We start from the raw sequence: 21,706 nt of genomic DNA on the forward strand, positions 1-21,706 counted from the left end.
CCGGCACGCTCACGCCCCGTACAGCGCCTCGATCTCCCGGTTGTACGCGGACTCGATCGCCCGCCGCTTCAGCTTCAGGGACGGCGTCAGCAGCCCGCGCTCCTCGGTGAACTGCGCGGCCAGGATCCGGAAGGTGCGGATCGACTCGGCCTGCGACACCAGCGTGTTCGCCGCGACGACGGCCCGCCGTATCTCGTTCTCCAGGTCCGTGTCGTGCACCAGCTCCCTGGTCGGCAGCCGCGGCTTGCCGCGGATCGCCAGCCAGTGCGCGACCGCCTCCGGGTCCAGCGTCACCAGCGCGGCCACGTAGGGGCGGTCGTTGCCGACCACCACGCACTGCCCGACCAGCGGATGCGCCCGCACCCGGTCCTCCAGCGCGACCGGCGAGACGCTCTTGCCGCCGCTGGTCACCAGGATCTCCTTCTTGCGCCCGGTGATGGTCAGATAGCCGTCCTCGTCGAGCATGCCGAGATCCCCGGTGGCCAGCCAGCCGTCCTTGAGGACCTCCTCGGTCGCCTTGACGTTGTTGAGGTAGCCGGAGAAGACCTGCCCGCCGCGCAGCCAGATCTCGCCGTCCTCGGCGATCAGCACGGAGGTGCCGGGCACCGGCAGGCCGACCGTGCCGAAACGGGTCTGCTCGGGAGGGTTCGCGGTCGCCGCGGCGGTGGTCTCCGTCAGGCCGTAGCCCTCGTAGATCGTCACGCCCGCGCCGCAGAAGAACAGGCCGAGGCGCCGCTCCATCGCCGAGCCGCCGGAGATCGCGTGCCGGACACGGCCGCCCAGCGCGCCGCGCACCTTGCTGTAGACCAGCTTCTCGTACAGCTGGTGCTGCATCCGCAAGGAGGGGCTCGGGCCGGGCCCGAGGCCGAAGGCGCGCGCCTCCACCGCCTCGGCGTGCCGCACCGCGATCTCCACGGCCTTCTCGAACGGTGCGAGCTTCCCGCCCGCCTCCGCCTTGCGCCGCGCCGCCTGGAAGACCTTCTCGAAGACGTACGGCACGGCCAGCACGAAGGTCGGCCGGAAGGACGCGAGCGAGGGGATCAGCTCGGCCGCCGTCATCCCCGGCTGGTGGCCGAGCCGGATCCGGTGCCGTACGCACGCCACCTCCACCATCCGCCCGAAGACGTGCGCGAGCGGCAGGAAGAGCAGGGTGGACGGCTCCTCGCCGGGCTTGCTGGAGAAGACCGGCTCCCAGCGGGCGACGACGTTGTCCGTCTCGGCCATGAAATTGCCGTGCGTGATGACGCAGCCCTTGGGGCGGCCGGTGGTGCCCGAGGTGTAGATGACCGTCGCGGTCGCGCCCGGTGTCACGGCGAGCCGGTGCCGCTCGACGACCTCGTCCCCGATGTGCTGCCCCGCCGCGGTGAGTTCCTCGACGCAGCCCGCGTCGAGCTGCCACAGCCGGTGCAGCCGCGGCAGCCCGTCCACGGCCGCGCCGACGGTCATCGCGTGGTCCTCGTGCTCCACGACCGCCGCGACCGCCTCCGAGTCGTGCAGCATCCAGCGGACCTGCTCGGAGGAGGACGTCGGGTACACCGGCACCGGCTGCGCGCCGATCGACCACAGCGCGAAGTCGAAGAGCGTCCACTCGTACCGGGTGCGCGACATGATCGCGACCCGGTCGCCGAACCTGATGCCCTGCGCCAGCAGCCCCTTGGCGACCGCCCGCACCTGGTCGCGGAATTCCGCGGCGGTCACGTCCTGCCACGCGCCCCGCTCGTCGGCGCGCGCGAGCACCACCTGGTCCGGGGCCTGCCGCGCGTTCCCGAACACGGCATCCGCCAGACCGCCGGCCTGGGGCGCTGTGGCCAGCGGGGGGACGGTGAACTGACGCAACGGGTGCTCTCCTAGGGCCGCCTGGTGCGGCCGTAAGTTACCCGATCCCGGGCCCCGGCGGGAGGGGGCGGAAAGCCTCGCCGAATCGGACGTCTGTGCTGGTGAAGCGGGGGTTTCCGGCGGTCACAAGGGAAGTGGCGGAATCCCGCGTCCCGGGCGCGCCGCGGGCCGGGCGCGGATCTCCACCAAATCTGCCCGCTCCGGCCACGCCCGCTCCATCCCACCGGCCTGCCGCCGCCCCGCCCTTCCCTTGCGCACGGCCGGCGTGATCGGCGCGGGGCTCAGAGCAGCGGGCGGTGCAGCAGACCGCCGCCCGCGAGGATCGCACCGGCCAGCGCGTCCGCCGACTCCTGGACGCGCGAGGTCCGCCGCCCGTGCCGCAGGACGAACTCCACGCCGCCCAGGTCCGGCAGCCCGCCGGCCCGCGACTGCACCCGCACCAGCCCGGCCGGAATCAGCCCCTGCGGATGCGCCATCACCCCCAGGCCCGCCCGCGCCGCCGCGACCAGGCCGCCCAGCGAGCCGCTCGTCCCCGCCAGCTGCCACGCCCGGCCGTGCCGCTCCAGCACGTCCAGCACCCGCACCCGGGTCAGGGCCGGCGGCGGATGGGCGATCAGCGGCACCGGGCGGCGGGGGTCCAGCCGCAGCCGCTCACCGCCTATCCACACCAGCTTGTCCCGCCACACCAGCCGTCCCGGCCCCTCCGGGCCCGACCGCTTGGCCAGGCACAGGTCGAGACCGCCGGCCTCCAGCCGCTCGTGCAGCGCGCCGGACAGCTCCACCGTCAGCTCCAGGTCCACCTCGGGGTGGTCGTGCCGGAAGGCGGCCAGGATCTCCGGCAGCCGGGTCGGCACGAAGTCCTCCGACACCCCGAACCGCAGCCGCCCGCGCAGCCTGGTGCCGGTGAAATACGCCGCCGCCCGCTCGTTGGCCTCCAGGATCGGCCGGGCGAAGCGCACCATCGCCTCGCCGTCCTCGGTCAGCTCCACCGCGTGCGTGTCGCGCAGGAAGAGCCGGCAGCCCGCCGACTCCTCCAGCCGCCGCACATGCTGGCTGACGGTGGACTGGCGCAGGCCGAGCCGGTGCGCCGCCTGCGTGAAGCTCAGCGTCTGCGCGACGGCGAGGAAGGTCCGCAACTGGGCGGGCTCGAACATGGCGGCACGTTATCGCGGGACGTGATGGCGGTCGCGTCGGTAATCGGCCATCCCTGGCACCGGACCCGGGTGTGCGGGCGTCACCCGCCGCTCACGCCGCCGTCACAGCCGCAGCGCGGCCACCAGCGCCACCGCGAGCGACCACGACGTGAAGAGCCCGTACGCGAACAGCTCCCGCCCCCGGTCCCCGGCGCGCACCTGCCGCAGCAGCACCCAGCCGAAGAACAGCGCCTCGGCGCCCGCGCCCGCCAGCCCGAGGACCGGATGCCAGATCCCGGCGAGCACAGCGGCGGTGGCGGCGGTGTGCAGGATCCCGGCGGCGGTGAGGACCCACCGGTGCCGGCCCTGCCGCAGCCCCAGCCGCGTCAGGCTGTCCAGCCGCTCCACCCCCGGCCCGAACCGGGTCAGCGCGGCGAGCGCCGACGGGACCACCTCCAGCAGCAGCAAGGCCGTCAGGACGGTGCTGAGGACGAACACGTGCGGTGGCTCCTTGCGGGCGGAACCGGCCGGTGGGGACGGGCGGCTGGCGGACGGCCGGTTTCCTGCGGCCGCCGCTCAGTGTGCCCGACCGGACGCCAGTGCGATACGGTCCTCGCCCGCGTAGACGTTCATGGAGTCGCCGCGCAGGAAGCCGACCAGGGTCAGCCCGCTCTCCCGGGCCAGGTCCACCGCGAGCGAGGACGGCGCCGACACCGCGGCCAGTACGGGCACCCCCGCCATCACCGCCTTCTGGACCAGCTCGAAGGACGCCCGGCCCGACACCATCAGGATCCGCTCCGCGAGCGGCAGCCGGCCCTCCCGCAGCGCCCGCCCGACCAGCTTGTCGACGGCGTTGTGCCGCCCGACGTCCTCGGCCGCGTCCAGCAGCCCGCCGTCCGCGTCGAACAGCGCGGCCGCGTGCAGCCCGCCGGTGCGGTCGAAGACCGCCTGCGCGTCCCGCAGCCGCCCGGGCAGCTCCGCGAGCAGCGCGGGCGTCAGCCGCGGCCCGCCCGCGGGGTCCACCGGCAGCCGGGTCGCGGTGCGGACCGCGTCCAGGCTGGCCTTGCCGCACAGCCCGCACGACGACGTCGTGTAGACGTTGCGCTCCAGCGTGATGTCCGGCAGCGGCACCCCGGACGCGAGCCGCACGTCCACCACGTTGTACGTGTTCGCGCCGTCGGCCGTCGCACCCGCGCAGTAGACGACGTTCGCGACCTCGTCCGCCGCGGCCAGCACGCCCTCGCTCACCAGGAAGCCGGTGGCCAGGGCGAAGTCGTCGCCCGGCGTGCGCATCGTGATCGCCAGCGCGCGGCCGTTCAGCCGTATCTCCAGCGGCTCCTCCGCCACCAGCGTGTCCGCCCGGTGCGCGGCCGCCGCCCCGCGGATCCGCAGCACCCGCCGCCGCTCCGTGACCCGTCCCATCCGGCCTCACTCCTCCCGCGCTCCCGCCGCGCCCCGCCGGCCGCTCCGTGCGCCCCGCACTCCCCGCCCGGCACCAGGCGAGGGTGTCATAGGGTGATCCGGACCGCGCAGCGAGCACCACGGACTCCCAGGATGGCAGAACCGAGATGAGCGACCAGCCGACCGCCGAGCACACCCTGGAAGGCGACGAGCGGGCCCTGCAGCGGTTGCGGGAGCTGCGCGGCAGCATCGACAACCTGGACGCCGCCCTCGTCCACCTGCTCGCCGAGCGCTTCAAGTGCACCCAGCAGGTCGGCGAGCTCAAGGCGGCCCACGACCTGCCCCCCGCCGACCCGGCCCGCGAGGCCGACCAGATCGCCCGCCTGCGCCGCCTCGCCGAGGACGCCCGCCTCGACCCCGCCTTCGCCGAGAAGTTCCTGAACTTCATCATCGACGAGGTCGTCCGCCACCACCGGGCCATCGCCGCCCGCCCCCAGCAGGCCGGCGGATATCCCAGGTGAGAAGCACCTCGGATCCTTGGTAAGGTTGACCCAGTCACCCCGACCCAGGAGGTCGGGGCGGTCGACCCGGTCCGGGTGGCGGAATGGCAGACGCGCTAGCTTGAGGTGCTAGTGCCCTTTATCGGGCGTGGGGGTTCAAGTCCCCCCTCGGACACCAGCGAAAACCCCAGTTGATCTGGGGTTTTTCTGTTTTTCCGGGCCGTTCCCCCGGCGCCCTTCGCGGACTGTTCCCCGGGCCTGCCTCACGACGGCAGGGCCGCGAGGAGGCCGGTCGTCGTCTCGTGGAGGCGGGCGGCGGCCGTGGGGGAGAAGGCGGGGGTGTCGGTGGGGACGCGGCGGCCCTCCAGGACGGCGGTCAGCCGGGCGGGCGGCGCGGTCAGGTAGGGGAGGACCTGGGCGACGGCCCGGGAGACGGGCTTGCCGGTAGCCCGCAGGCCCGCGACATGGGCGGCGGACGCCGGGTCGTACTCGCCGGCGAAGCTCGTCGACACCACGCCCGGGTGGTTGACGACGTAGTGGACCGGGGTGTCGGCGTAGGCCTCCGCGCAGTGCGCGGCCAGCAGGTCGCACAGGGCGCCGCCGTGGCCGAGGGCGCCGGCCCCGGGGTAGCCGCGGCGCAGCTGGAGGTCGTCCCACCGGACGGGTCCGGCCAGGCCCACGGCGCCGAAGTTCAGGACGACGGCGCGTTCGGCGCGGCTGAGCGGGCCGATCAGGCCGTGGCTGAGGAGATGGCGGCTGAGGTAGTACAGGGCGAAGGTGCTCTCGAAGCCGTCCGGGGTCTCCACAAAAGTGGAGCGGTGGTAGCGCGCGCCGAGAACCAGCAGGTCGACCGCCGGGTAGGCGGCTGCGACGTGGTCGATCACCCGGCGGTTCTCCGCGACCAGGCTCAGGTCGGCCCGCAGGAACCGCGCGCGGTCGCCGGCCCCGCCGCGGGCGGCCGCGGCGAGGAAGGCCTCGCCCTTCACCGCGCTCGTGCCGACGATCAGCACCTCGTGGCCGCGCTCCAGGTACGTGTCGGCGAGGGCGCGGCCGATGCCGTCCGTTCCTCCGGTGATGACTGCGACAGGCATGGTCGTCCTTCCCGGGGCGCGCGGTGGGGGCGCGCGGCAGGTGGTTTGGTTTGATCAATCAAAGCATCTCGCGGCGCGATCCGGCAACGGCCCACGGGGGCGGGGAGTGCGGCCGGTCAGACCGACGGGCCGCCGTACCCGGCCTCGGTCGCCGCGGCGAGCATGTGGTCCTGGACCCCGAGCAGGGTGTCGGCCGCCCGGCCGAGATCCTCCGGCGCGGCCCCGGTGAACGCGTCGGCCAGCAGCTCGCAGCGGGCCGCCCGGACGCGCGCGAGGGTGTCGCGGCCGTGCGCGGTGATGGCGATGACGCCGGAACGCGCGTCGGCCGGGTCGGGGAGGCGGCTGACGAGCCTGTCGGCCTTCAGCCGGCGGAGCTGCAGCGACACCGTCGATATGTCGATCCGCAGGCATTCCGCGATGTCCGACACCCGCATCGCCCCGGCGACGTCGAAGTGCTCCAGCAGCCGTAGCGCGCTCGGCGGGATGTCGCACCCGGACCGCCGGGCGACCTCGGCCCGGGTGTACTTGCTCTCGCTCCAGCGGACCACCGCGGAGAGGGCCACTTCGAGGCGGGCCAACTCCGCCGGCGGCGGCGTCCGCGGGGCGGGCCCGGGTGCCGGGGCGGGGGAGGAGGCCATGCGGCCAGGTTACAAGGGGGAGAGGGCGCGGGGCGGTCAGCGCAGGTCGGTGATCTCGGGGGCGTAGACGGTGCCGAGCGGCTCGGGGCCCACGTACTGCTGGCAGTTGCACTGCTGCGACTCGAACTGGAGCGGCTGGCGGTCGGCGTCCCACAGCGACGGCGTCTCGACCTCGGCGTGGCACTTGCCGTCGTCCCTGCCGTGCATCGCGAGGTGGTGGGTGCAGCCGCAGATCGGCTCCGGCGGGCGGTTCGCCGACGCCAGCGCGCTCTGCTTGCGCTCGTCGGCCTTGATCAGGTCGAGCTTGCGCTTGTGCCGCCGGTCCGTCGCGTCCTTGATCCGCTCGCCTATGGTGCCGCCGCCGAACAGCACCACCGGAATGATCCACCACAGATTCTGCATGCCCTGACCCCCGTCACTCGGTGCGCTCAGCATATCGCCGCAGGCGGCCCGCCCGGCAGGCCGCGCGAAGGGCTCCGCAGGCGGGCCGGACGGGACGGCTCCGGGCAAACGATTTGGCGTAGGCGTGCCGAGCCCGTAAGGTGGTGTTCACCGACGCGGGGTGGAGCAGCTCGGTAGCTCGCTGGGCTCATAACCCAGAGGTCGCAGGTTCAAATCCTGTCCCCGCTACTGAAGGAAGGGCCCGGTGCCGTCACGGCACCGGGCCCTTTCGCGTGCCTGCGCCGTGTCAGCGGCCCCGTCTGTGCGCGTCGTCCCGGTCGGCGCCCCGGCGCGCGTGCTCCCGCTCGTGGACGGGCTCGTACGGAGGGACGTCCCGGCCCGGCTGGTAGCGCGCGCCCTGCCGCATGTGCCGGACGACGACCACGCAGTCCACCGCGGCCAGTGCGGCGATCGCCGCGCAGAGGGCGGCCCATCCGGGCTGGTCGAACAGGGCGAAACCGACGGCGGCGCCGATCCCCCAGACCAGGCCGCACACGGCCAGCCCGAACCGCAGCCGCAGGGGACTGCGTGCCTGCGTCGGTTCGTATCCGGTCCTTCGCATCCTTGGCATATCGGCTCCCGCTTTCCAGGCTGCCTCGCCGCGGCGCCCGGCGGAAGCCCTCCCCGCGCCCCAGCGGTATCGGCGTACGTGTCCTGCCGCGCCGGCCGGTAGGTTGGGGGGTCGTGAGTGCCACCCTCCTTGCAAAAGACATCGCCGCCGGTCACGGCGCCCGCCGGCTCTTCGACGGGCTGGACCTCGTCGTCGCGCCCGGTGACGTCGTCGGGCTCGTGGGCGTCAACGGCGCCGGCAAGTCCACGCTGCTGCGCCTGCTGGCCGGGCTGGAAGCCCCGGAGCGGGGGGACGTACGGCTCAGCCCGGTGAACGCCACCGTCGGGTACCTCCCGCAGGAGCCGGACCGCAGGGACGAGTCCGTCCGCGACTTCCTGGCCCGCAGGACCGGTGTGACCGCCGCCCAGCAGGCGCTGGACGCCGCCACGCAGGCCCTCGTCGAGGAGGCGCCCGGGGCCGACGACGCCTACGCCGAGAGCCTGGAGCGCTGGCTCGCGCTGGGCGGCGCCGATCTCGACGAGCGCGCCGACGAGGCTGCCGAGGCGCTGGGCCTGGGCGTCGGGCTCGACCGGCGGATGCCCGCGCTGTCCGGCGGCCAGGCGGCCCGCGCCGGGCTCGCCTCGCTGCTGCTGAGCCGCTACGACATCTTCCTGCTCGACGAGCCGACCAACGACCTGGACCTCGACGGCCTGGAACGGCTGGAGAAGTTCGTCTCCGGCCTGCGCGCCGGCACGGTCCTGGTCAGCCACGACCGCGAGTTCCTGGCCCGCACCGTCACCCGCGTCGTCGAGCTGGACCTCGCGCAGCAGCAGGTCGCGGTCTACGGCGGCGGCTACGACGCGTATCTGGAGGAGCGGGCCACCGCGCGCCGGCACGCCCGCGAGGAGTACGAGGAGTACGCCGACACCAGGGCCGGTCTGGAGGCCCGCGCGCGGATGCAGCGCGGCTGGATGGACAAGGGCACCCGCAACGCGCTGCGCAAGGCCCCGGACAACGACAAGAACGCCCGCCGGGCGCGTGCCGAGGGCAGCGAGAAGCAGGCGGCCAAGGCGCGGCAGACCGACCGGATGATCGAGCGGCTGGAGAAGGTCGAGGAGCCGCGCAAGGAGTGGGAGCTGCGGATGTCGATCGCCGCGGCCCCGCGCTCCGGCGCGGTCGTGGCCACGCTCAGCCGCGCGGCCGTCACCCGCGGCGGTTTCCGCCTCGGGCCGGTGGACCTGCGGATCGACTGGGCCGACCGGGTCGCGATCACCGGCGCGAACGGCTCCGGCAAGTCCACCCTGCTCGCCGCGCTGCTCGGCCGGCTGCCGCTGGACGAGGGCACGGCCGCGCTCGGCCCCGGGGTGCGCATCGGCGAGGTCGACCAGGCCCGCGGCCTCTTCCGCGGCGACGAGCCGCTGCTGGACGCCTTCCGCGCCCCCGCGCCCGAGCTGGACCCCGCCGAGATCCGCACCCTGCTGGCGAAGTTCGGACTGAAGGCCGACCACGTGATGCGGTCGGCGGCCACCCTGTCGCCCGGCGAGCGCACCCGGGCGGCGCTGGCCCTGCTCCAGGCCCGCGGGGTCAACCTGCTGGTCCTGGACGAGCCGACCAACCATCTGGACCTGCCCGCGATCGAGCAGCTGGAGGCGGCCCTGGCGGCGTACGAGGGCACCCTGCTGCTGGTCACGCACGACCGGCGGATGCTGCACGCGGTGCACACCACCCGGCGGATCGAGGTCGCCGACGGGCGGATCACCGAGCGCTGACCGTACGCCCCGAGGACCGGGGGAACCCGATCGGGCGGCCGTGCGTCCCATCGCCGACGGACACGCCACGGCGTGCGGAAGCGGGGCGAGAGGGGATCGCGATGCGCCATCGGCTGCCGGTGAACGGGACCGTGCTTCCGGCCGTGCTCGTGGCGGCGGCGCTGCTGGCCGCGGGCTGCGGCTCCGCGTCCGGCCCGGGCGGCGCCCGCACGCTCCCGGCGCCGGGCGGCGCGAGCACGTCCGCGGGGAGCACGTCCACGGGGGGCACGTCCGCCGGGAGCACGGCGGGGGACTGCGGGGACGCCTTCGTCGACCTGGCCCTCCCGGAATCGTCCCGCGGCACCGTCTGCCTGAAGGTCGGATCCACCCTGCGGGTGCGCAACGGCCAGGCCGCGCAGGCCGGCACCGTGACCGGTGACGCGCTGCGGGAGGTGACCGCGGGTGTCTACCTCGGGGTGTCCGCGGGCCGCGCCGAGCTGGGCGGCACGCGGCGGGCCTGCCCGGACGAGCCCGGCCGGATGAGCTGTATGTCGATCGTGCACTGGGACCTGACCGTCGACGTCCGCTGAGACCTCCCCGTGGCACCCGGGGACGGCGACGGGCCCGGACCGGCAGTGGGGGCCGGTCCGGGCCCGTCGCGCACACGCGGTGCGGTGTCCCGTCAGGAGTCGGGGGTCAGCTCGCGTTGAGAGCGGTGTCGTCGAGCAGGAAGGAGGTCGCCAGGGTGGAGTCCTCGGTGCCGGTGAACTTCAGGGTGACGGTCTTGCCGACGTAGGAGCTGAGGCTGACGCTCCGCTGGACGTAGCCGGTGCCCTGGTTGACGTTGCTGTAGCTGGCCACGGTGGTGCCGTTGGCGGCGACGGTGAACTTGTCGTACGCCGTGCCCGTGCCCTCGTCGGAGGAGATGTAGAGGTAGAAGCTCAGGGTCGCGGTGGAGCAGCTCGCGGGGATGGTGACCGACTGGGAGAGCGTGTCGGTGTGCGTGCTGCCGTAGCCGTCGAACCAGGCCTTGTAGGAGCCGGAGTGGGCCGGGGCGCCGGTGCTGCTGTCGATGACGCCGGAGGAGGACGTCCAGCCGCTGGTGCCGCTCTCGAAGCCGGGGTTGGCCAGCAGCTGGCCCGCGGTGCAGGTGCCGCCGCCGCCGGACGTGGTGACCGTCCAGCTGAAGGACGCCGAGCCGGAGGCGCCGGTGGAGTCCGAGGCGCTGACGGTGACGGAGGAGGTCCCGGCGGCCGTCGGGGTGCCGGAGATCAGGCCGGTGGAGGAGTTGATGCTCAGGCCCGCGGGCAGGCCGGAGGCGGAGTAGGTCAGGGTCTGCCCGGAGGCGGAGTCGCTGGCGTGGATCTGCAGGCTGACCGCGGTGCCGACGGCGGTGGACTGGTTGCCGGGGCTGGTCACGGTCACGGTGTTGCCGCCGGTGGAGGTGCCGTTGGTGAAGGCGGACGTGCCGTTCGGGGTGCCGAGGCCGGTCGGGCCGTCGTAGCCGGCTTTGGCGGTGCACAGGTAGCTGCCGCTGCACGAGCCGTTGCTGCCGCTGGTGACGTCGTTGAGCGCGCCGGTGTGGGCGTACGGGTACGACGCCGGGGTGGTGCCGGAGGCCGGGGTGCCGGCCAGGGCGTAGACCGAGGCGATGATCGGCGAGGAGGCGCTGGTGCCGCCGTAGACCTGCCAGCCGCTCGCCTGGTAGCTGTCGTAGACGGCCAGGCCGGTGGCCGGGTCGGCGACGGCGGAGACGTCGGCGATGGTGCGCTTGGAGCAGCCGGTGTCGGTCTGCCAGGTGGGCTTGGCGTCGTAGGACGAGCAGCCGGAGCCGGTGCCCTCGGTGCTGGAGGTGTTCCAGACCGTCTCGGTCCAGCCGCGGCTGGTGCCGCTGGCGCGCTTGAGCGCGGTGCCGCCGACGGCGGTGACGTACTTCGACGCGGCCGGGTACTCCGCGCCGTAGCCCTCGTCACCGGAGCTGACGGTGATGGCGACGCCCGGGTGGTTGAAGTACGACGAGTCGTAGCTGGTGTCGGAGGAGGACTCGCCGCCGCCGTAGCTGTTCGAGACGTACTTCGCGCCGAGGCTGACGGCCTCGTTCACCGCGGTGCCCAGGTTGGACATGCTCGCGCTGGTGGCCTCGACCAGCAGGATGTGGCACTGCGGGCAGACCGCGCTGACCATGTCGAGGTCGAGCGAGATCTCGCCGGCCCAGCCGGAGTCGGCGGTCGGGTAGCTGGTGCCGCCGGTCTGGTTGACCTTCTTGAAGCAGCCGTTGGCCGTGGTGCAGGCCGGCAGGCCGTACTGGCTGCGGTACGTCGCCAGGTCCGCCTCGGCGTTCGGGTCGTCCTGGGCGTCGACGATGGCAACGGTGGCGCCCGAGCCGGCCGACGACGGCAGGGCGTAGGCGCTCTGCAGGTCGGTCGGCCCGTAGCCGGACGGCGTGGCGTCGGGGCTGATGCCGAGGTGGTGCACGACGTCGGTACGCGCCAGCGCCAGGCAGGACATCCCGTCGGGCGCGGACGCCCTGGCACACAGGTGCGCGGTGGTGGAGCTCGCCGAGCTGCCGGTCGCACCGGTGGCGGCGGTCCCGGTGGTGGGGATGGCGGCCGCCGACGACGGGGCCGCGGTGGCGAGCATGCCGCCGGTGATCAGGGCGCCCGAGGCGACGATCGCCACCGCGGCGCGGCGGACGGCTCGTCTGATCGGGCCGGGACTTGTCAGCTGCAATGAACTGCCCTCCGTGGGGGATCGGCTCCCGAGGGTCCGCCGGACGGTCAAATCTGTCAGGGTCATGACAAGTAACCATCGAACGGTTCCGCCTGGGACATTCGTGTGGCGCACGTTCACCGGTGATCACGTTGACCAGAGTTGTCAACGCCCGTTCACTGCCACCCCGTTCAGTGGTGGCCAGGTTGAAAGTAGTGAAACCCGCGCCAAGGGACTACCGGGTAATGGCAAAGCCTTTCCCTCGAATCCGTGGTCACAGGTCCCCTGCCCGCTGCCGTGATCGATCGGGGACGTATACGTTGTGACGCGATGAACACCGAGGAAGAGTCCGTGGGAGACCTTGTCGCGCTGGGTCTCGCGCGCTACGAGGCGCGGGTCTACCTCGCCCTGGTGCGCCGCGAGTCCTACACCGCCGCCGAGGTCGCGCGCGCCGCCGACGTACCGCGGCAGCGGGTCTACGACGTGCTGGACACCCTCGTCCGGCGGCGGCTCGCCGTCGCGCACCCGGGGCGGGTGGCGACCTTCTCCGCCGTCGACCCGGAGCTGGCCGTCGCCAGGCTGATGACCCTTCAGCGCGAGCAGCTGGAGCGCCTCGACCGGGTCTCCACCGCGCTGACCAGCGCGCTCGTGCCGGTCTGGGCGGACGGCCGGGACCAGACCGTCCCGCTGGACTACGTCGAGATCCTGCGCGACCCCAAGGCCATCGCCGAGGCCTTCGCCGACATCCAGGCGCACGCCCGCGAGGAGCTGCTCAGCTTCTGCAAGCCGCCCTTCGTCGCCCCCGCCGCCAACACCGCGGGCATCCGCGCCACCCGGCGGCTGCACCGCTCCGGCGGCACGGTGCGGGCCATCTACACCCGCGACGCGCTCGACGACGGCGAGGTGCTGGAGAACGTACGGCGCTTCGGCGCGGCCGGCGAGGAGTGCCGCTTCACCGACGAGCTGCCGCTCAAACTCATCGTCGCCGACGCCCGGCTGGTGCTGTGCGACATGCCCGACCCGGTCGCCGGCACCGGCGCGACCACCGCGCTCTACATCGAGCACCCCGCCCTGGCCGCGTGCCTGCGGCTGGCCTTCCTCACCGTGTGGGACACCTCCCGCACGGCAGCCGGCGCGCTGGCCCCCGACGCGGACGCCGTTCGTTCCTGACACGCGGCGTACGCCCGTGACCACGGGCTTCGGGGCTACAGTGAGCCCGTGGCCGTGTTCCTGCTCGGCTTGGGCGCCGCCTGCTGCCTCGGCTTCGGTTTCGTGCTGCAGCAGCGCGCGGCAGCCCGTGCCCCGCTCGCGGACTTCCTGTCCTTCCGGCTGCTGCTCGACCTGATTCACATGCCCGACTGGCTGCTGGGCGTCGGGCTGATGGTGTGCGGCCAGGTGCTCGGCGCGATCGCCCTCGGATACGGCGAGATCTCGCTCGTCGAGCCGCTCACCGCCACCAACCTGCTCTTCGCCATGGCGCTGTCCCGCAAGCTGTCCGGCCAGCCGCTGGGCTGGAACGGCTGGCTGGGCGTCGCGCTGCTCGCCCTCGGCGTGACCGCCTTCATCGTCGCCGGGCGCCCCAGAGGCGGCGGCGCGGAGGCCGGCGCGCTGCGGCACTGGCTGGTCTTCGGCATCGTCGCCGGGCTCGCCCTGCTGCTCACCCTCAGGGCCCGCCGGCTGTCCAGGTCCGGCGAGGCGGCCCTGCTCGGCCTGGCCGCCGGGCTGCTCTACGGGCTGCAGGACTCGCTCACCCGGGTGTGCGGCCAGATCGTCCAGGACCAGGGGATCGGCCAGCTCCTGGTGTCCTGGCAGCCGTACGCGGTGGGCGGGCTGGGGCTGACCGGCATGCTGCTGGTGCAGAGCGCCTTCGAGATGGCACCGCTGCGGATGTCGCTGCCGTCGCTCACCGCCGCCCAGCCGATCGCCGGCATCGTCTGCGGGGTGGGCTTCCTCGGCGACCGGCTGCGCTTCACCACCGGCGCGCTGGCCTGGGAGGCCGCGGGGCTCGCGGCGATCGTGGCGGGCGTGGTGCTGCTCGGCCGGCACCCGGCGATGCCCGCCGGCAGCGCCGAGCGCGAACCCGTCGGCGCCACCCGGCTGCGCTGACCGCCCGGCCCCCCCGCCCGTATCTGCTGAGAGCCCCGTCCACGCCGTACGGTCAGATACGGCGCCGAAATGCTCGGAAGGCATCAGGCCGTGAACATGAACGGTCGAAAGCGGTCGCGAAACGCCCAAAGATGCGGACCTTACGGTTTCCCGCGCTGGTGGGGCGGGGCTTTCACGACACTCGTGCCATGAGGGCGGAAGCCGCCGGACGACCGGCGGTGCCTGCGGGGACTCACAACCGAAGGCGAGGGTGGGTACGGTCATGGACGTCCGCGGGAGGATCGCGCACGACCAGGTCCCGGCTCCTGGACCGTACGAGGGAGTGTGGCGCTTCACCGCCGCCGCCGTGGACGCCTCGGTGCCCCAGGTACGGCACGGTGTGCGCGCCCTCGTGGCCGACATCGGGGTGCCGATCGACGACGACATCCTCTACGGGCTGCTGGTGATCGTCTCCGAGCTGGTCACCAACGCCGTCAAGCACGCGGCCGTGCTGTCGCCGGAGCTGGGCGTGGAGGTCGCGGTCGGCCCGGACTGGATCAGGGTCGCGGTCGAGGACCAGCACCCCTACCGGCCCAAGGCGCTGGAGACCGACCACGCCAGGACCGGCGGCCGCGGGCTGCTCCTGGTCAAGACGATCACGACCGAGGCCGGCGGCAGCTGCGACGTGACGCAGACCCCTTCCGGCGGCAAGGTCATCTGGGCGGCCGTGCCCCTGCGGCCGCCCGCCCCCTGACCGCCCGGCTACCAGCCCGCGCGGCCCCCGGTCACCTCGCGCACCCCGGGCAGCGCCGCGTCCAGCACCGTGCCGAACCACGCCGAGAACACGCCGTCGGCCCGCCGCTTGGCCAGTTCCTCGGGCGTGACGAACGCGGTGTCGTCGATCTCCTCCGGATCCGGCCGCAGCTCGCCGCCCACCAGCCCCACGTAGAGGTGGTTGAACTCCTGCTCCACCAGGCCCGACGCCGGGTCCGGGTGGTTGTAGCGCACCGTGCCCGCCTCGCGCATCAGGGCCGGCGCGGCCCCCAGCTCCTCCGCGGTGCGCCGCGCAGCGGCGACGAACGGCGGCTCACCCGGGTAGGGGTGCCCGCAGCAGGTGTTGGACCAGACACCGGGGGAGTGGTATTTGCCCAGCGCCCTGCGCTGGAGCAGCATCCGGCCCTCGCCGTCGAACAGGAAGACCGAGAAGGCCCGGTGCAGGCGGCCGGGCGCCTGGTGCGCCGACAGCTTCTCGGCTGTGCCGATCGTCACACCGCCCTCGTCGACGAGTTCCAGCATGATCGGCTCCGCGGCCTCGACCGTGGACGGCGGTGTGGCAGGGGTGCCGGCGGCAGGGCTGGTAGGCATAACCATCCTTCGTGTTTCGACGACGGGTCCTCAGTCTGCCTCACCCGGGCACCCGCTGATCGCGCACTCCGCGGGACCCGTCCATGGCGCGGCTATACCCGCACCTCAGGGCGTGCGCGGGGATATGCCGCCGGCACCGGCGCACGGTGGTGCGGGGTGGTACGGGGGGCGGCTCGCGGGGGCGCGCGGGGCGGTCAGCGGCTCAGCGGCACAACGCAGTGGTACAGCTCAGTGGCACAGCCGCGCCTCGTGCTCGGCGTGGCCGGCCGGCTCCAGCTGGAAGGTGCAGTGCTCGACGTCGAAGTGGGTGCCGAGGCAGCCCTGGAGGTCGTGCAGCATCTTCTCGTACCCCACCTCCTCCAGCACGTCCTGGCTGACCACCACGTGCGCCGACAGCACCGGAAGGCCCGAGGTGATGGTCCAGGCGTGCAGGTCGTGCAGGCCCTCCACGCCCTTGAGGCCCTCGATGTGGTGCCGCACCGCCGCCATGTCCACGTCCCTGGGCGCGGCCTCCAGCAGCACGTCCAGCGCCTCCCGCAGCAGCCGCCAGGTGCGCGGCACGATCAGCACGCCGATCAGCAGCGACGCCACCGCGTCCGCCTCGCGCCAGCCGGTGGTGAGGAACACCACGGCCGCCACCACGACCGCGAAGGAGCCCAGCGCGTCGGCCATCACCTCCAGGAAGGCGCCGCGCACGTTCAGGCTCTCGCGCTGGCCGCCCATCAGGACCAGCAGGGAGACGGTGTTCGCGGCCATGCCGACCAGGCCGAAGACGATCGTGGCGCCGCCCGCGAAATGCTGCGGGGACACCAGCCGGGAGATGCCCTCCGCGAAGATGAAGGCCCCGACACCGAAGAGCAGCACCGCGTTGAGCACCGCGGCCAGGATCTCGGCGCGCGCGTAGCCGAAGGTGCGGCGCTCGCTCGGCGGCCGGGCGGCGATGTGCACGGCCAGCAGCGCCATCGCGATGCCCGCGGCGTCGGTGGCCATGTGCCCGGCGTCGGCGAGCAGCGCGAGCGACCCCGTCAGCAGGCTGCCGGCGACCTCGGTGGCCAGCACCAGCAGGGTGATGCCGAGCGCGACCAGCAGCCGCCCGCGGTGCTCGGCGGTCGCGGTGCCGAGGCCGTGCGCGTGCCCGTGCCCGCCGTGCCCGTGGCTGTGTCCGCGCCCGCCGTGACCGTGCCCGTGACCGCCCTGCCCTTCGCCGTGGCCGGGCGTGCCGTGCCGGGTGTCCTCGGCGGGCTCGCTGCGTGCTGCCCCCATCGGCGCGTCCCCTTCCCTTGTGCGCTGCCGTGTGCCGTTCTGGAATCGGCCGACGCGGAAGGTGCCCGGGGTACAGCGAACCTCCGGCCGCGGCGGCCAGTCAACACCGGTCACCCCTTGTGGGCAAGCCGGTACTGGAGACCGTTGTCATGTGCGGTGACCTGCGGTGATGTGCCACGCGGCAGGGCCTCGGGAAAGGACGTCGAGGTCACCCGTACGCAGGAACCGCGGCCACGGTTGTCGGGGCGCCGCGGATCCCGCATGATGATCACGCCGTAGGTGCCAAGTTTGGGCCAATACTCGGTGAACGACTCCTGTCGTCCATCCGATAGCCTCGGCCGTCGTGCCGGGCGGTCCGCCCGCGCCGCCGCGAACCGACCGCGGGCACGGCCTTCGCACACGTTCAGGGAGTGGGTTCCTCTGCCGACCGCAATTCTCACCGGCCCGCCCGCCGCGGGTGCGCCGTCGCCGCTGGCCGACGACCTGCGCGCGCTGGGGTTCCAGGTCGTCGAGGCGGGCACGTCCGACGCCGTGGCGGACCGGATCGCCGGGATCCCCGCGGGCGAGCGGGTGGCCGTGGTGGACCGCCGCTTCCGCGGGCACCGGCACGCGCTGCGGCTGGCCCTGACCGACCCGCGCTTCGACGCTGCCGCCGTCACCGGCGCCCTGACCGTACGCCCCGCCGCCCGCCCCGCCCTGCTGCGCGCCCTCGGCGCCCCGTCGGCGGGCGGCCCGGCCGGGAGCGCCCCGCGCCCCGCCGGGCAGCCGGGCGGCACCGTGCCCGCCCCGGGCGCCACCGGCACCGCGCCGCGGACCGAGACGGCGGGAGCCGTCGCCGTCGAGGCGCAGGCGGGCGCCGTGTCGCTGCCCGCCCCGCGGCGCGGCGACGCGCCGGACGTGCTGCCCGACGCGCTCGCCACCCGGCTGGAGGCCCAGGGCGAGACCGTGCACCGCCCCGAGCTGGGCGTCCTGGTCGCCGAGGTGCCCGCCGACGGCGCCGCCGCCGAGGCCGCGACGGTCGCGATCGCCGCCGTCGACGAGGAGTCGGTACGGCTGCGCAGCGCCGTGAAGTCCCGCGACGGCTTCTTCACCACCCACTGCATCAGCCCCTACTCGCGCTACATCGCGCGCTGGTGCGCCCGCCGCGGCCTCACCCCGAACCAGGTGACGACCGCCTCGCTGCTGGTCGCGCTGATCGCCGCGTCCTGCGCGGCCACCGGCACCCGCGGCGGTTTCGTCGCCGCCGGCGTGCTGCTGATCGCCTCCTTCGTGCTGGACTGCACCGACGGCCAGCTCGCCCGCTACTCGCTCCAGTACTCCACGCTCGGCGCCTGGCTCGACGCGACCTTCGACCGCGCCAAGGAGTACGCCTACTACGCGGGCCTGGCGCTCGGCGCCGCCCGCGGCGGCGACGACGTGTGGGCGCTCGCGCTCGGCGCGATGGTGCTGCAGACCTGCCGGCACGTCGTCGACTTCGCCTTCAACGAGGCCAACCACGACGCCACCGCCAACACCAGCCCCACCGCGGCGCTCTCCGACAAGCTGGACAGCGTCGGCTGGACGGTGTGGGCGCGCCGGATGATAGTCCTGCCGATCGGCGAGCGCTGGGCCCTGATAGCGGTGCTGACCGCGGTCAGCACCCCCCGGATCACCCTTGTGGTGCTGCTCGTCGGCTGCGCGCTCGCCGCCTGCTACACCACCGCGGGCCGTGTCCTGCGCTCCCTCACCCGGCGGGCGACCCGCACCGACCGCGCCGCCCGGGCGCTCGCCGACCTGGCCGACAGCGGCCCGCTCGCGCTAGTCCTGGCGGCCGCGCTGCGCCCGCTCGCCCGCCGGCTGCCCGGCTTCGCCGCCCCCGCCGCCGCGCTGGTCGGCGCGGGCGCCGTGACGGCGACCGCCGCGCTCGCCCCGGCGGGCAGCTGGTATCCGGTCCTCGCCGCCGTGCTCTACGTCGTGACCTCGGGCCTGGCCGTCGCGCTGCCGCTCAAGGGGGCGCTGGACTGGCTGGTGCCGCCGCTGCTGCGGGCGGGGGAGTACGGCACCGCGCTGGCGCTCGCGGCTGTCCTCGGGGTGAACGGAGCGTTGCCCGCCGCTTTCTGCCTGGTTGCCGCCGTCGCCTACCATCACTACGACACGGTGTACCGCATACGCGGAGGCGCCGGCGCGCCGCCGCGGGCCGTGGTGCTGGCCGCGGGCGGACACGAGGGCCGCACTCTGGTCGTGGCCGCGGCGGCGGCCGTCGCCGCACACCACACCGGTTTCACGGCCACGCTGGCGGTGCTCGCCGGTGCCATCGCGCTGCTGGTCGTGTCCGAGAGCATCCGTTTCTGGGTGACCTCGGGCACCGCCGCGGCCGTACACGACGAATCAGGAGAACCCGCATGATCGGCCTCGTACTGGCAGCCGGCGCAGGCAGGCGTCTGCGCCCCTACACCGACACCCTGCCCAAGGCCCTGGTGCCGGTCGGACCCGAGGACGCGCCGGAGAGCCTGACCGTGCTCGACCTCACGCTGCGCAACTTCGCGGAGGTGGGCCTCACCGAGGCCGCGATCGTCGTGGGCTACCGCAAGGAGGCCGTCTACGCGCGGCAAGCTGCGCTGGAGGCCGCCTACGGGCTGAAGCTGACGCTCGTGGACAACGACAAGGCCGAGGAATGGAACAACGCGTACTCCCTGTGGTGCGCGCGCGACCTGCTCGCCCAGGGTGTGATTCTGGCCAACGGCGACACCGTCCACCCCGTCTCCGTCGAGCGCACGCTGCTCGCCGCCCGCGGCGAGGGCCGCCGGATGATCCTGGCGCTGGACGCCGTCAAGAAGCTCGCCGACGAGGAGATGAAGGTCGTCGCCGAGCCGGGCAGCGGGGTGCGCCGGATCACCAAGCTCATGGACCCGGCCGAGGCCACCGGCGAGTACATCGGCGTCACCCTCATCGAGCCGGAGGCGGCCGCCGACCTCGCCGACGCCCTGAAGACCACCTTCGAGCGCGACCCGGACCTCTACTACGAGGACGGCTACCAGGAGATGGTCGACCGCGGCCTGACCCTGGACGTGGCCCCGATCGGCGATGTGGCGTGGGTCGAGATCGACAACCACGCCGACCTCGCCAAGGGCCGGGAGATCGCGTGCCAGTACTGACCCGGCTGATCCCTTCCCCGGTCGTCGTCGACATCCGGGCCGGCGCGCTGGCCCATCTGTCGCGGCTGCTGGCCGACCAGCGGATCTCCACGTCGGGCAAGCTGGCCTTCGCCGTCAGCGGCGGCTCCGGGGCCCGGCTGCGCGAGACGCTGGCCCCCGACATGCCGGGCGCCGACTGGTTCCCGGTCGCCGGCGGCACCATCGACGCGGCCGTCAGGCTCGCGGACGCCATGCGCGGCAGGCGCTACGACGCGGTCGTGGGCCTGGGCGGCGGCAAGATCATCGACGTCGCGAAATACGCCGCGGCCCGGGTCGGCCTGCCCATGGTGGCCGTCGCCACCAACCTGTCGCACGACGGCATCTGCTCGCCGATCTCCACCCTGGACAACGACAACGGCCGCGGCTCGTACGGCGTCCCCACGCCGATCGCGGTGGTCGTCGACCCGGACATCATCCGCGAGGCGCCCGCCCGCTACGTACGCGCCGGGATCGGCGACACGGTGTCCAACCTGTCCGCGATCGCCGACTGGGAGCTGTCCCACCGCGAGACCGGCGAGCACGTCGACGGCCTGGCCGCGGCGATGGCCCGCAGCGCGGGCGAGGCCATCCTGCGGCACCCCGGCGGAATCGGCGACGACGACTTCCTCGGCGTCCTCGCCGAGGGTCTGGTGCTGTCCGGGATCGCCATGTCGATCAGCGGTGACTCGCGGCCCTCCTCCGGCGCCTGCCACGAGATCAGCCACGCCTTCGACCTGCTCTTCCCCGCGCGCGCCGCCGCGCACGGCGAGCAGGTCGGCCTCGGCGCCGCGTTCGCGATGCACCTGCGCGGCGAGCCCGAGACCGCCGGGCTGATCGCGGAGACGCTGCGCCGGCACGGCCTGCCGGTGCTGCCCGCGGAGATGGGATTCACCGAGGCGGAGTTCGTTGAGGCGGTGCAGTTCGCGCCGCAGACCCGCCCCGGCCGCTTCACGATCCTGGAACACCTCGACCTGCCCGCCACAGAGATCAGGGACGCGTACGCCGACTATGCCAAAACCATCAGTAGCTGAACTGCGACCGGTCGTGCACCCTCCGGGTGTGAAGGACCGGCGCAGCGGCGAGCACTGGGCCGGGCGGCTCTACATGCGCGAGGTCTCCCTGCGCATCGACCGGCACCTGGTGCCGACCTCCGTCACCCCCAACCAGCTGACGTACCTGATGACCGTCTGCGGCGTGCTCGCCGCCCCGGCGCTGCTGGTGCCCGGGATCACCGGGGCCGTCCTGGGCGTGCTGGCGGTGCAGCTGTACCTGCTGCTGGACTGCGTGGACGGCGAGATCGCCCGCTGGAAGAAGCAGTATTCGCTGAGCGGTGTCTACCTCGACCGGGTCGGCGCCTACCTCACCGACGCCGCCGTGCTGGTCGGCTTCGGGCTGCGGGCCGCGGACCTGTTCGGCGACGGCCGGATCGACTGGCTGTGGGCCTTCCTCGGCACCCTCGCCGCGCTCGGCGCCGTCCTGATCAAGGCCGAGACCGACCTGGTCGGTGTCGCCCGGCACCAGGGCGGGCTGCCGCCGGTCAAGGAGGCCGCCTCCGAGCCGCGCTCGTCCGGTATCGCGCTCGCCCGCCGGGCCGCCTCCGCGCTGCAGTTCCACCGGCTGATCCTGGGCATCGAGGCCTCGCTGCTGATCCTGGTGCTGGCCGTCGTCGACCAGTTCCGCGGGGACCTGTTCTTCACCCGGCTCGGTGTCGCGGTTCTGGCCGGAATCGCTCTTTTGCAGACCCTGCTGCATCTCGTATCGGTGCTCGTCTCCAGCAGGCTGAAGTGAGGCGGG

21 protein-coding genes and 2 tRNA genes are annotated in these 21,706 nt (G+C 73.7%); 12 read left to right on the top strand and 11 right to left on the bottom strand.

Annotated elements, in window-relative coordinates:
• Positions 1–9 precede the first annotated feature (9 nt).
• The 4 genes from ACH4SL_RS06255 to fdhD form a co-directional block, all read right to left on the bottom strand.
• Entirely contained in the window at positions 10–1,836 is a 1,827-nt protein-coding gene (locus ACH4SL_RS06255) for an AMP-dependent synthetase/ligase (RefSeq protein ID WP_398442244.1), read from the bottom strand.
• 281 nt (positions 1,837–2,117) lie between these two features.
• Positions 2,118–2,990 carry a LysR family transcriptional regulator gene (locus tag ACH4SL_RS06260; RefSeq protein ID WP_398442245.1) on the bottom strand — a complete coding sequence of 291 codons (873 nt, stop codon included), beginning with the start codon at positions 2,988–2,990 and terminating at the stop codon, positions 2,118–2,120.
• A 102-nt stretch (positions 2,991–3,092) separates the two neighbouring features.
• Positions 3,093–3,467, bottom strand: a complete 375-nt coding sequence (locus tag ACH4SL_RS06265) for a hypothetical protein (RefSeq protein ID WP_398442246.1) — start codon at positions 3,465–3,467, stop codon at positions 3,093–3,095.
• A gap of 78 nt (positions 3,468–3,545) precedes the next feature.
• Entirely contained in the window at positions 3,546–4,391 is an 846-nt protein-coding gene (gene fdhD, locus ACH4SL_RS06270; RefSeq protein WP_398442247.1) for a formate dehydrogenase accessory sulfurtransferase FdhD, read from the bottom strand.
• Positions 4,392–4,537: 146 nt separating this feature from the next.
• On the opposite strand from fdhD, the gene ACH4SL_RS06275 reads away from it, so the two are divergent.
• Positions 4,538–4,891 carry a chorismate mutase gene (locus ACH4SL_RS06275; protein WP_398442248.1) on the top strand — a complete coding sequence of 118 codons (354 nt, stop codon included), beginning with the start codon at positions 4,538–4,540 and terminating at the stop codon, positions 4,889–4,891.
• A gap of 69 nt (positions 4,892–4,960) precedes the next feature.
• Positions 4,961–5,048 (top strand) — tRNA-Leu (locus ACH4SL_RS06280).
• Between the two features lie 85 nt (positions 5,049–5,133).
• Here the strand turns inward: ACH4SL_RS06280 and ACH4SL_RS06285 are convergent.
• The 3 genes from ACH4SL_RS06285 to ACH4SL_RS06295 all read right to left on the bottom strand — a co-directional run bounded on the left by ACH4SL_RS06285 (position 5,134) and on the right by ACH4SL_RS06295 (position 7,001).
• Entirely contained in the window at positions 5,134–5,961 is an 828-nt protein-coding gene (locus ACH4SL_RS06285; protein ID WP_398442249.1) for an SDR family NAD(P)-dependent oxidoreductase, read from the bottom strand.
• Between the two features lie 116 nt (positions 5,962–6,077).
• On the bottom strand, positions 6,078–6,599 hold the full coding sequence (locus ACH4SL_RS06290) for a MarR family winged helix-turn-helix transcriptional regulator (protein WP_398442250.1): 522 nt from the start codon (positions 6,597–6,599) through the stop codon (positions 6,078–6,080).
• A gap of 36 nt (positions 6,600–6,635) precedes the next feature.
• Positions 6,636–7,001, bottom strand: a complete 366-nt coding sequence (locus tag ACH4SL_RS06295) for a hypothetical protein (RefSeq protein WP_398442251.1) — start codon at positions 6,999–7,001, stop codon at positions 6,636–6,638.
• Positions 7,002–7,155: 154 nt separating this feature from the next.
• Here ACH4SL_RS06295 and ACH4SL_RS06300 point away from each other — a divergent pair.
• A tRNA-Met gene (locus ACH4SL_RS06300) sits at positions 7,156–7,229 on the top strand.
• Positions 7,230–7,287: 58 nt separating this feature from the next.
• Here ACH4SL_RS06300 and ACH4SL_RS06305 read toward each other — a convergent pair.
• The gene (locus ACH4SL_RS06305) at positions 7,288–7,602 is read right to left on the bottom strand and encodes a DUF6343 family protein (protein ID WP_398442252.1); all 315 of its coding nucleotides are present in this window, start codon (positions 7,600–7,602) and stop codon (positions 7,288–7,290) included.
• Positions 7,603–7,724: 122 nt separating this feature from the next.
• On the opposite strand from ACH4SL_RS06305, the gene ACH4SL_RS06310 reads away from it, so the two are divergent.
• Together ACH4SL_RS06310 and ACH4SL_RS06315 are read left to right on the top strand one after the other, a co-directional pair.
• Positions 7,725–9,359 carry an ABC-F family ATP-binding cassette domain-containing protein gene (locus ACH4SL_RS06310; RefSeq protein ID WP_398442253.1) on the top strand — a complete coding sequence of 545 codons (1,635 nt, stop codon included), beginning with the start codon at positions 7,725–7,727 and terminating at the stop codon, positions 9,357–9,359.
• A gap of 101 nt (positions 9,360–9,460) precedes the next feature.
• Positions 9,461–9,928, top strand: coding sequence for a hypothetical protein (locus ACH4SL_RS06315; RefSeq protein ID WP_398442254.1), 468 nt, complete (start codon positions 9,461–9,463; stop codon positions 9,926–9,928).
• 106 nt (positions 9,929–10,034) lie between these two features.
• Here the strand turns inward: ACH4SL_RS06315 and ACH4SL_RS06320 are convergent, their stop codons facing one another.
• Positions 10,035–11,978: a putative Ig domain-containing protein gene (locus ACH4SL_RS06320; protein ID WP_398442693.1), complete on the bottom strand. Its 1,944-nt coding sequence runs from the start codon at positions 11,976–11,978 to the stop codon at positions 10,035–10,037.
• Between the two features lie 399 nt (positions 11,979–12,377).
• On the opposite strand from ACH4SL_RS06320, the gene ACH4SL_RS06325 reads away from it, so the two are divergent.
• The 3 genes from ACH4SL_RS06325 to ACH4SL_RS06335 all read left to right on the top strand — a co-directional run bounded on the left by ACH4SL_RS06325 (position 12,378) and on the right by ACH4SL_RS06335 (position 14,886).
• Entirely contained in the window at positions 12,378–13,217 is an 840-nt protein-coding gene (locus ACH4SL_RS06325; RefSeq protein ID WP_398442255.1) for a TrmB family transcriptional regulator, read from the top strand.
• Between the two features lie 48 nt (positions 13,218–13,265).
• On the top strand, positions 13,266–14,153 hold the full coding sequence (locus tag ACH4SL_RS06330) for a DMT family transporter (protein WP_398442256.1): 888 nt from the start codon (positions 13,266–13,268) through the stop codon (positions 14,151–14,153).
• A gap of 262 nt (positions 14,154–14,415) precedes the next feature.
• Complete coding sequence (locus tag ACH4SL_RS06335) at positions 14,416–14,886, top strand: ATP-binding protein (protein WP_398442257.1); 471 nt, start codon at positions 14,416–14,418, stop codon at positions 14,884–14,886.
• Positions 14,887–14,894: 8 nt separating this feature from the next.
• Here the strand turns inward: ACH4SL_RS06335 and idi are convergent, their stop codons facing one another.
• Both idi and ACH4SL_RS06345 read right to left on the bottom strand, forming a co-directional pair.
• Positions 14,895–15,497 (bottom strand): isopentenyl-diphosphate Delta-isomerase, encoded by a 603-nt coding sequence (gene idi, locus ACH4SL_RS06340; protein ID WP_398442258.1) that lies wholly within the window; start codon positions 15,495–15,497, stop codon positions 14,895–14,897.
• A 228-nt stretch (positions 15,498–15,725) separates the two neighbouring features.
• The gene (locus ACH4SL_RS06345) at positions 15,726–16,760 is read right to left on the bottom strand and encodes a cation diffusion facilitator family transporter (protein ID WP_398442259.1); all 1,035 of its coding nucleotides are present in this window, start codon (positions 16,758–16,760) and stop codon (positions 15,726–15,728) included.
• A gap of 483 nt (positions 16,761–17,243) precedes the next feature.
• On the opposite strand from ACH4SL_RS06345, the gene ACH4SL_RS06350 reads away from it, so the two are divergent.
• The 4 genes from ACH4SL_RS06350 to ACH4SL_RS06365 are packed head-to-tail and all read left to right on the top strand — an operon-like array spanning position 17,244 to position 21,700.
• Positions 17,244–19,145 (top strand): DUF5941 domain-containing protein, encoded by a 1,902-nt coding sequence (locus tag ACH4SL_RS06350; protein ID WP_398442694.1) that lies wholly within the window; start codon positions 17,244–17,246, stop codon positions 19,143–19,145.
• On the top strand, positions 19,142–19,894 hold the full coding sequence (locus ACH4SL_RS06355) for a sugar phosphate nucleotidyltransferase (protein ID WP_398442260.1): 753 nt from the start codon (positions 19,142–19,144) through the stop codon (positions 19,892–19,894). Before ACH4SL_RS06350 ends, ACH4SL_RS06355 begins: the two co-directional genes overlap by 4 nt.
• Entirely contained in the window at positions 19,882–20,943 is a 1,062-nt protein-coding gene (locus ACH4SL_RS06360) for an iron-containing alcohol dehydrogenase family protein (protein WP_398442261.1), read from the top strand. The genes ACH4SL_RS06355 and ACH4SL_RS06360 overlap by 13 nt, the downstream gene beginning before the upstream one ends.
• On the top strand, positions 20,921–21,700 hold the full coding sequence (locus ACH4SL_RS06365) for a CDP-alcohol phosphatidyltransferase family protein (RefSeq protein WP_398442262.1): 780 nt from the start codon (positions 20,921–20,923) through the stop codon (positions 21,698–21,700). Before ACH4SL_RS06360 ends, ACH4SL_RS06365 begins: the two co-directional genes overlap by 23 nt.
• The last annotated feature ends 6 nt before the right edge of the window (positions 21,701–21,706 follow it).

It is taken from the genome of Streptomyces sp. NPDC021020, assembly GCF_044333285.1.
In the GTDB taxonomy this organism is placed as follows: domain Bacteria; phylum Actinomycetota; class Actinomycetes; order Streptomycetales; family Streptomycetaceae; genus Actinacidiphila.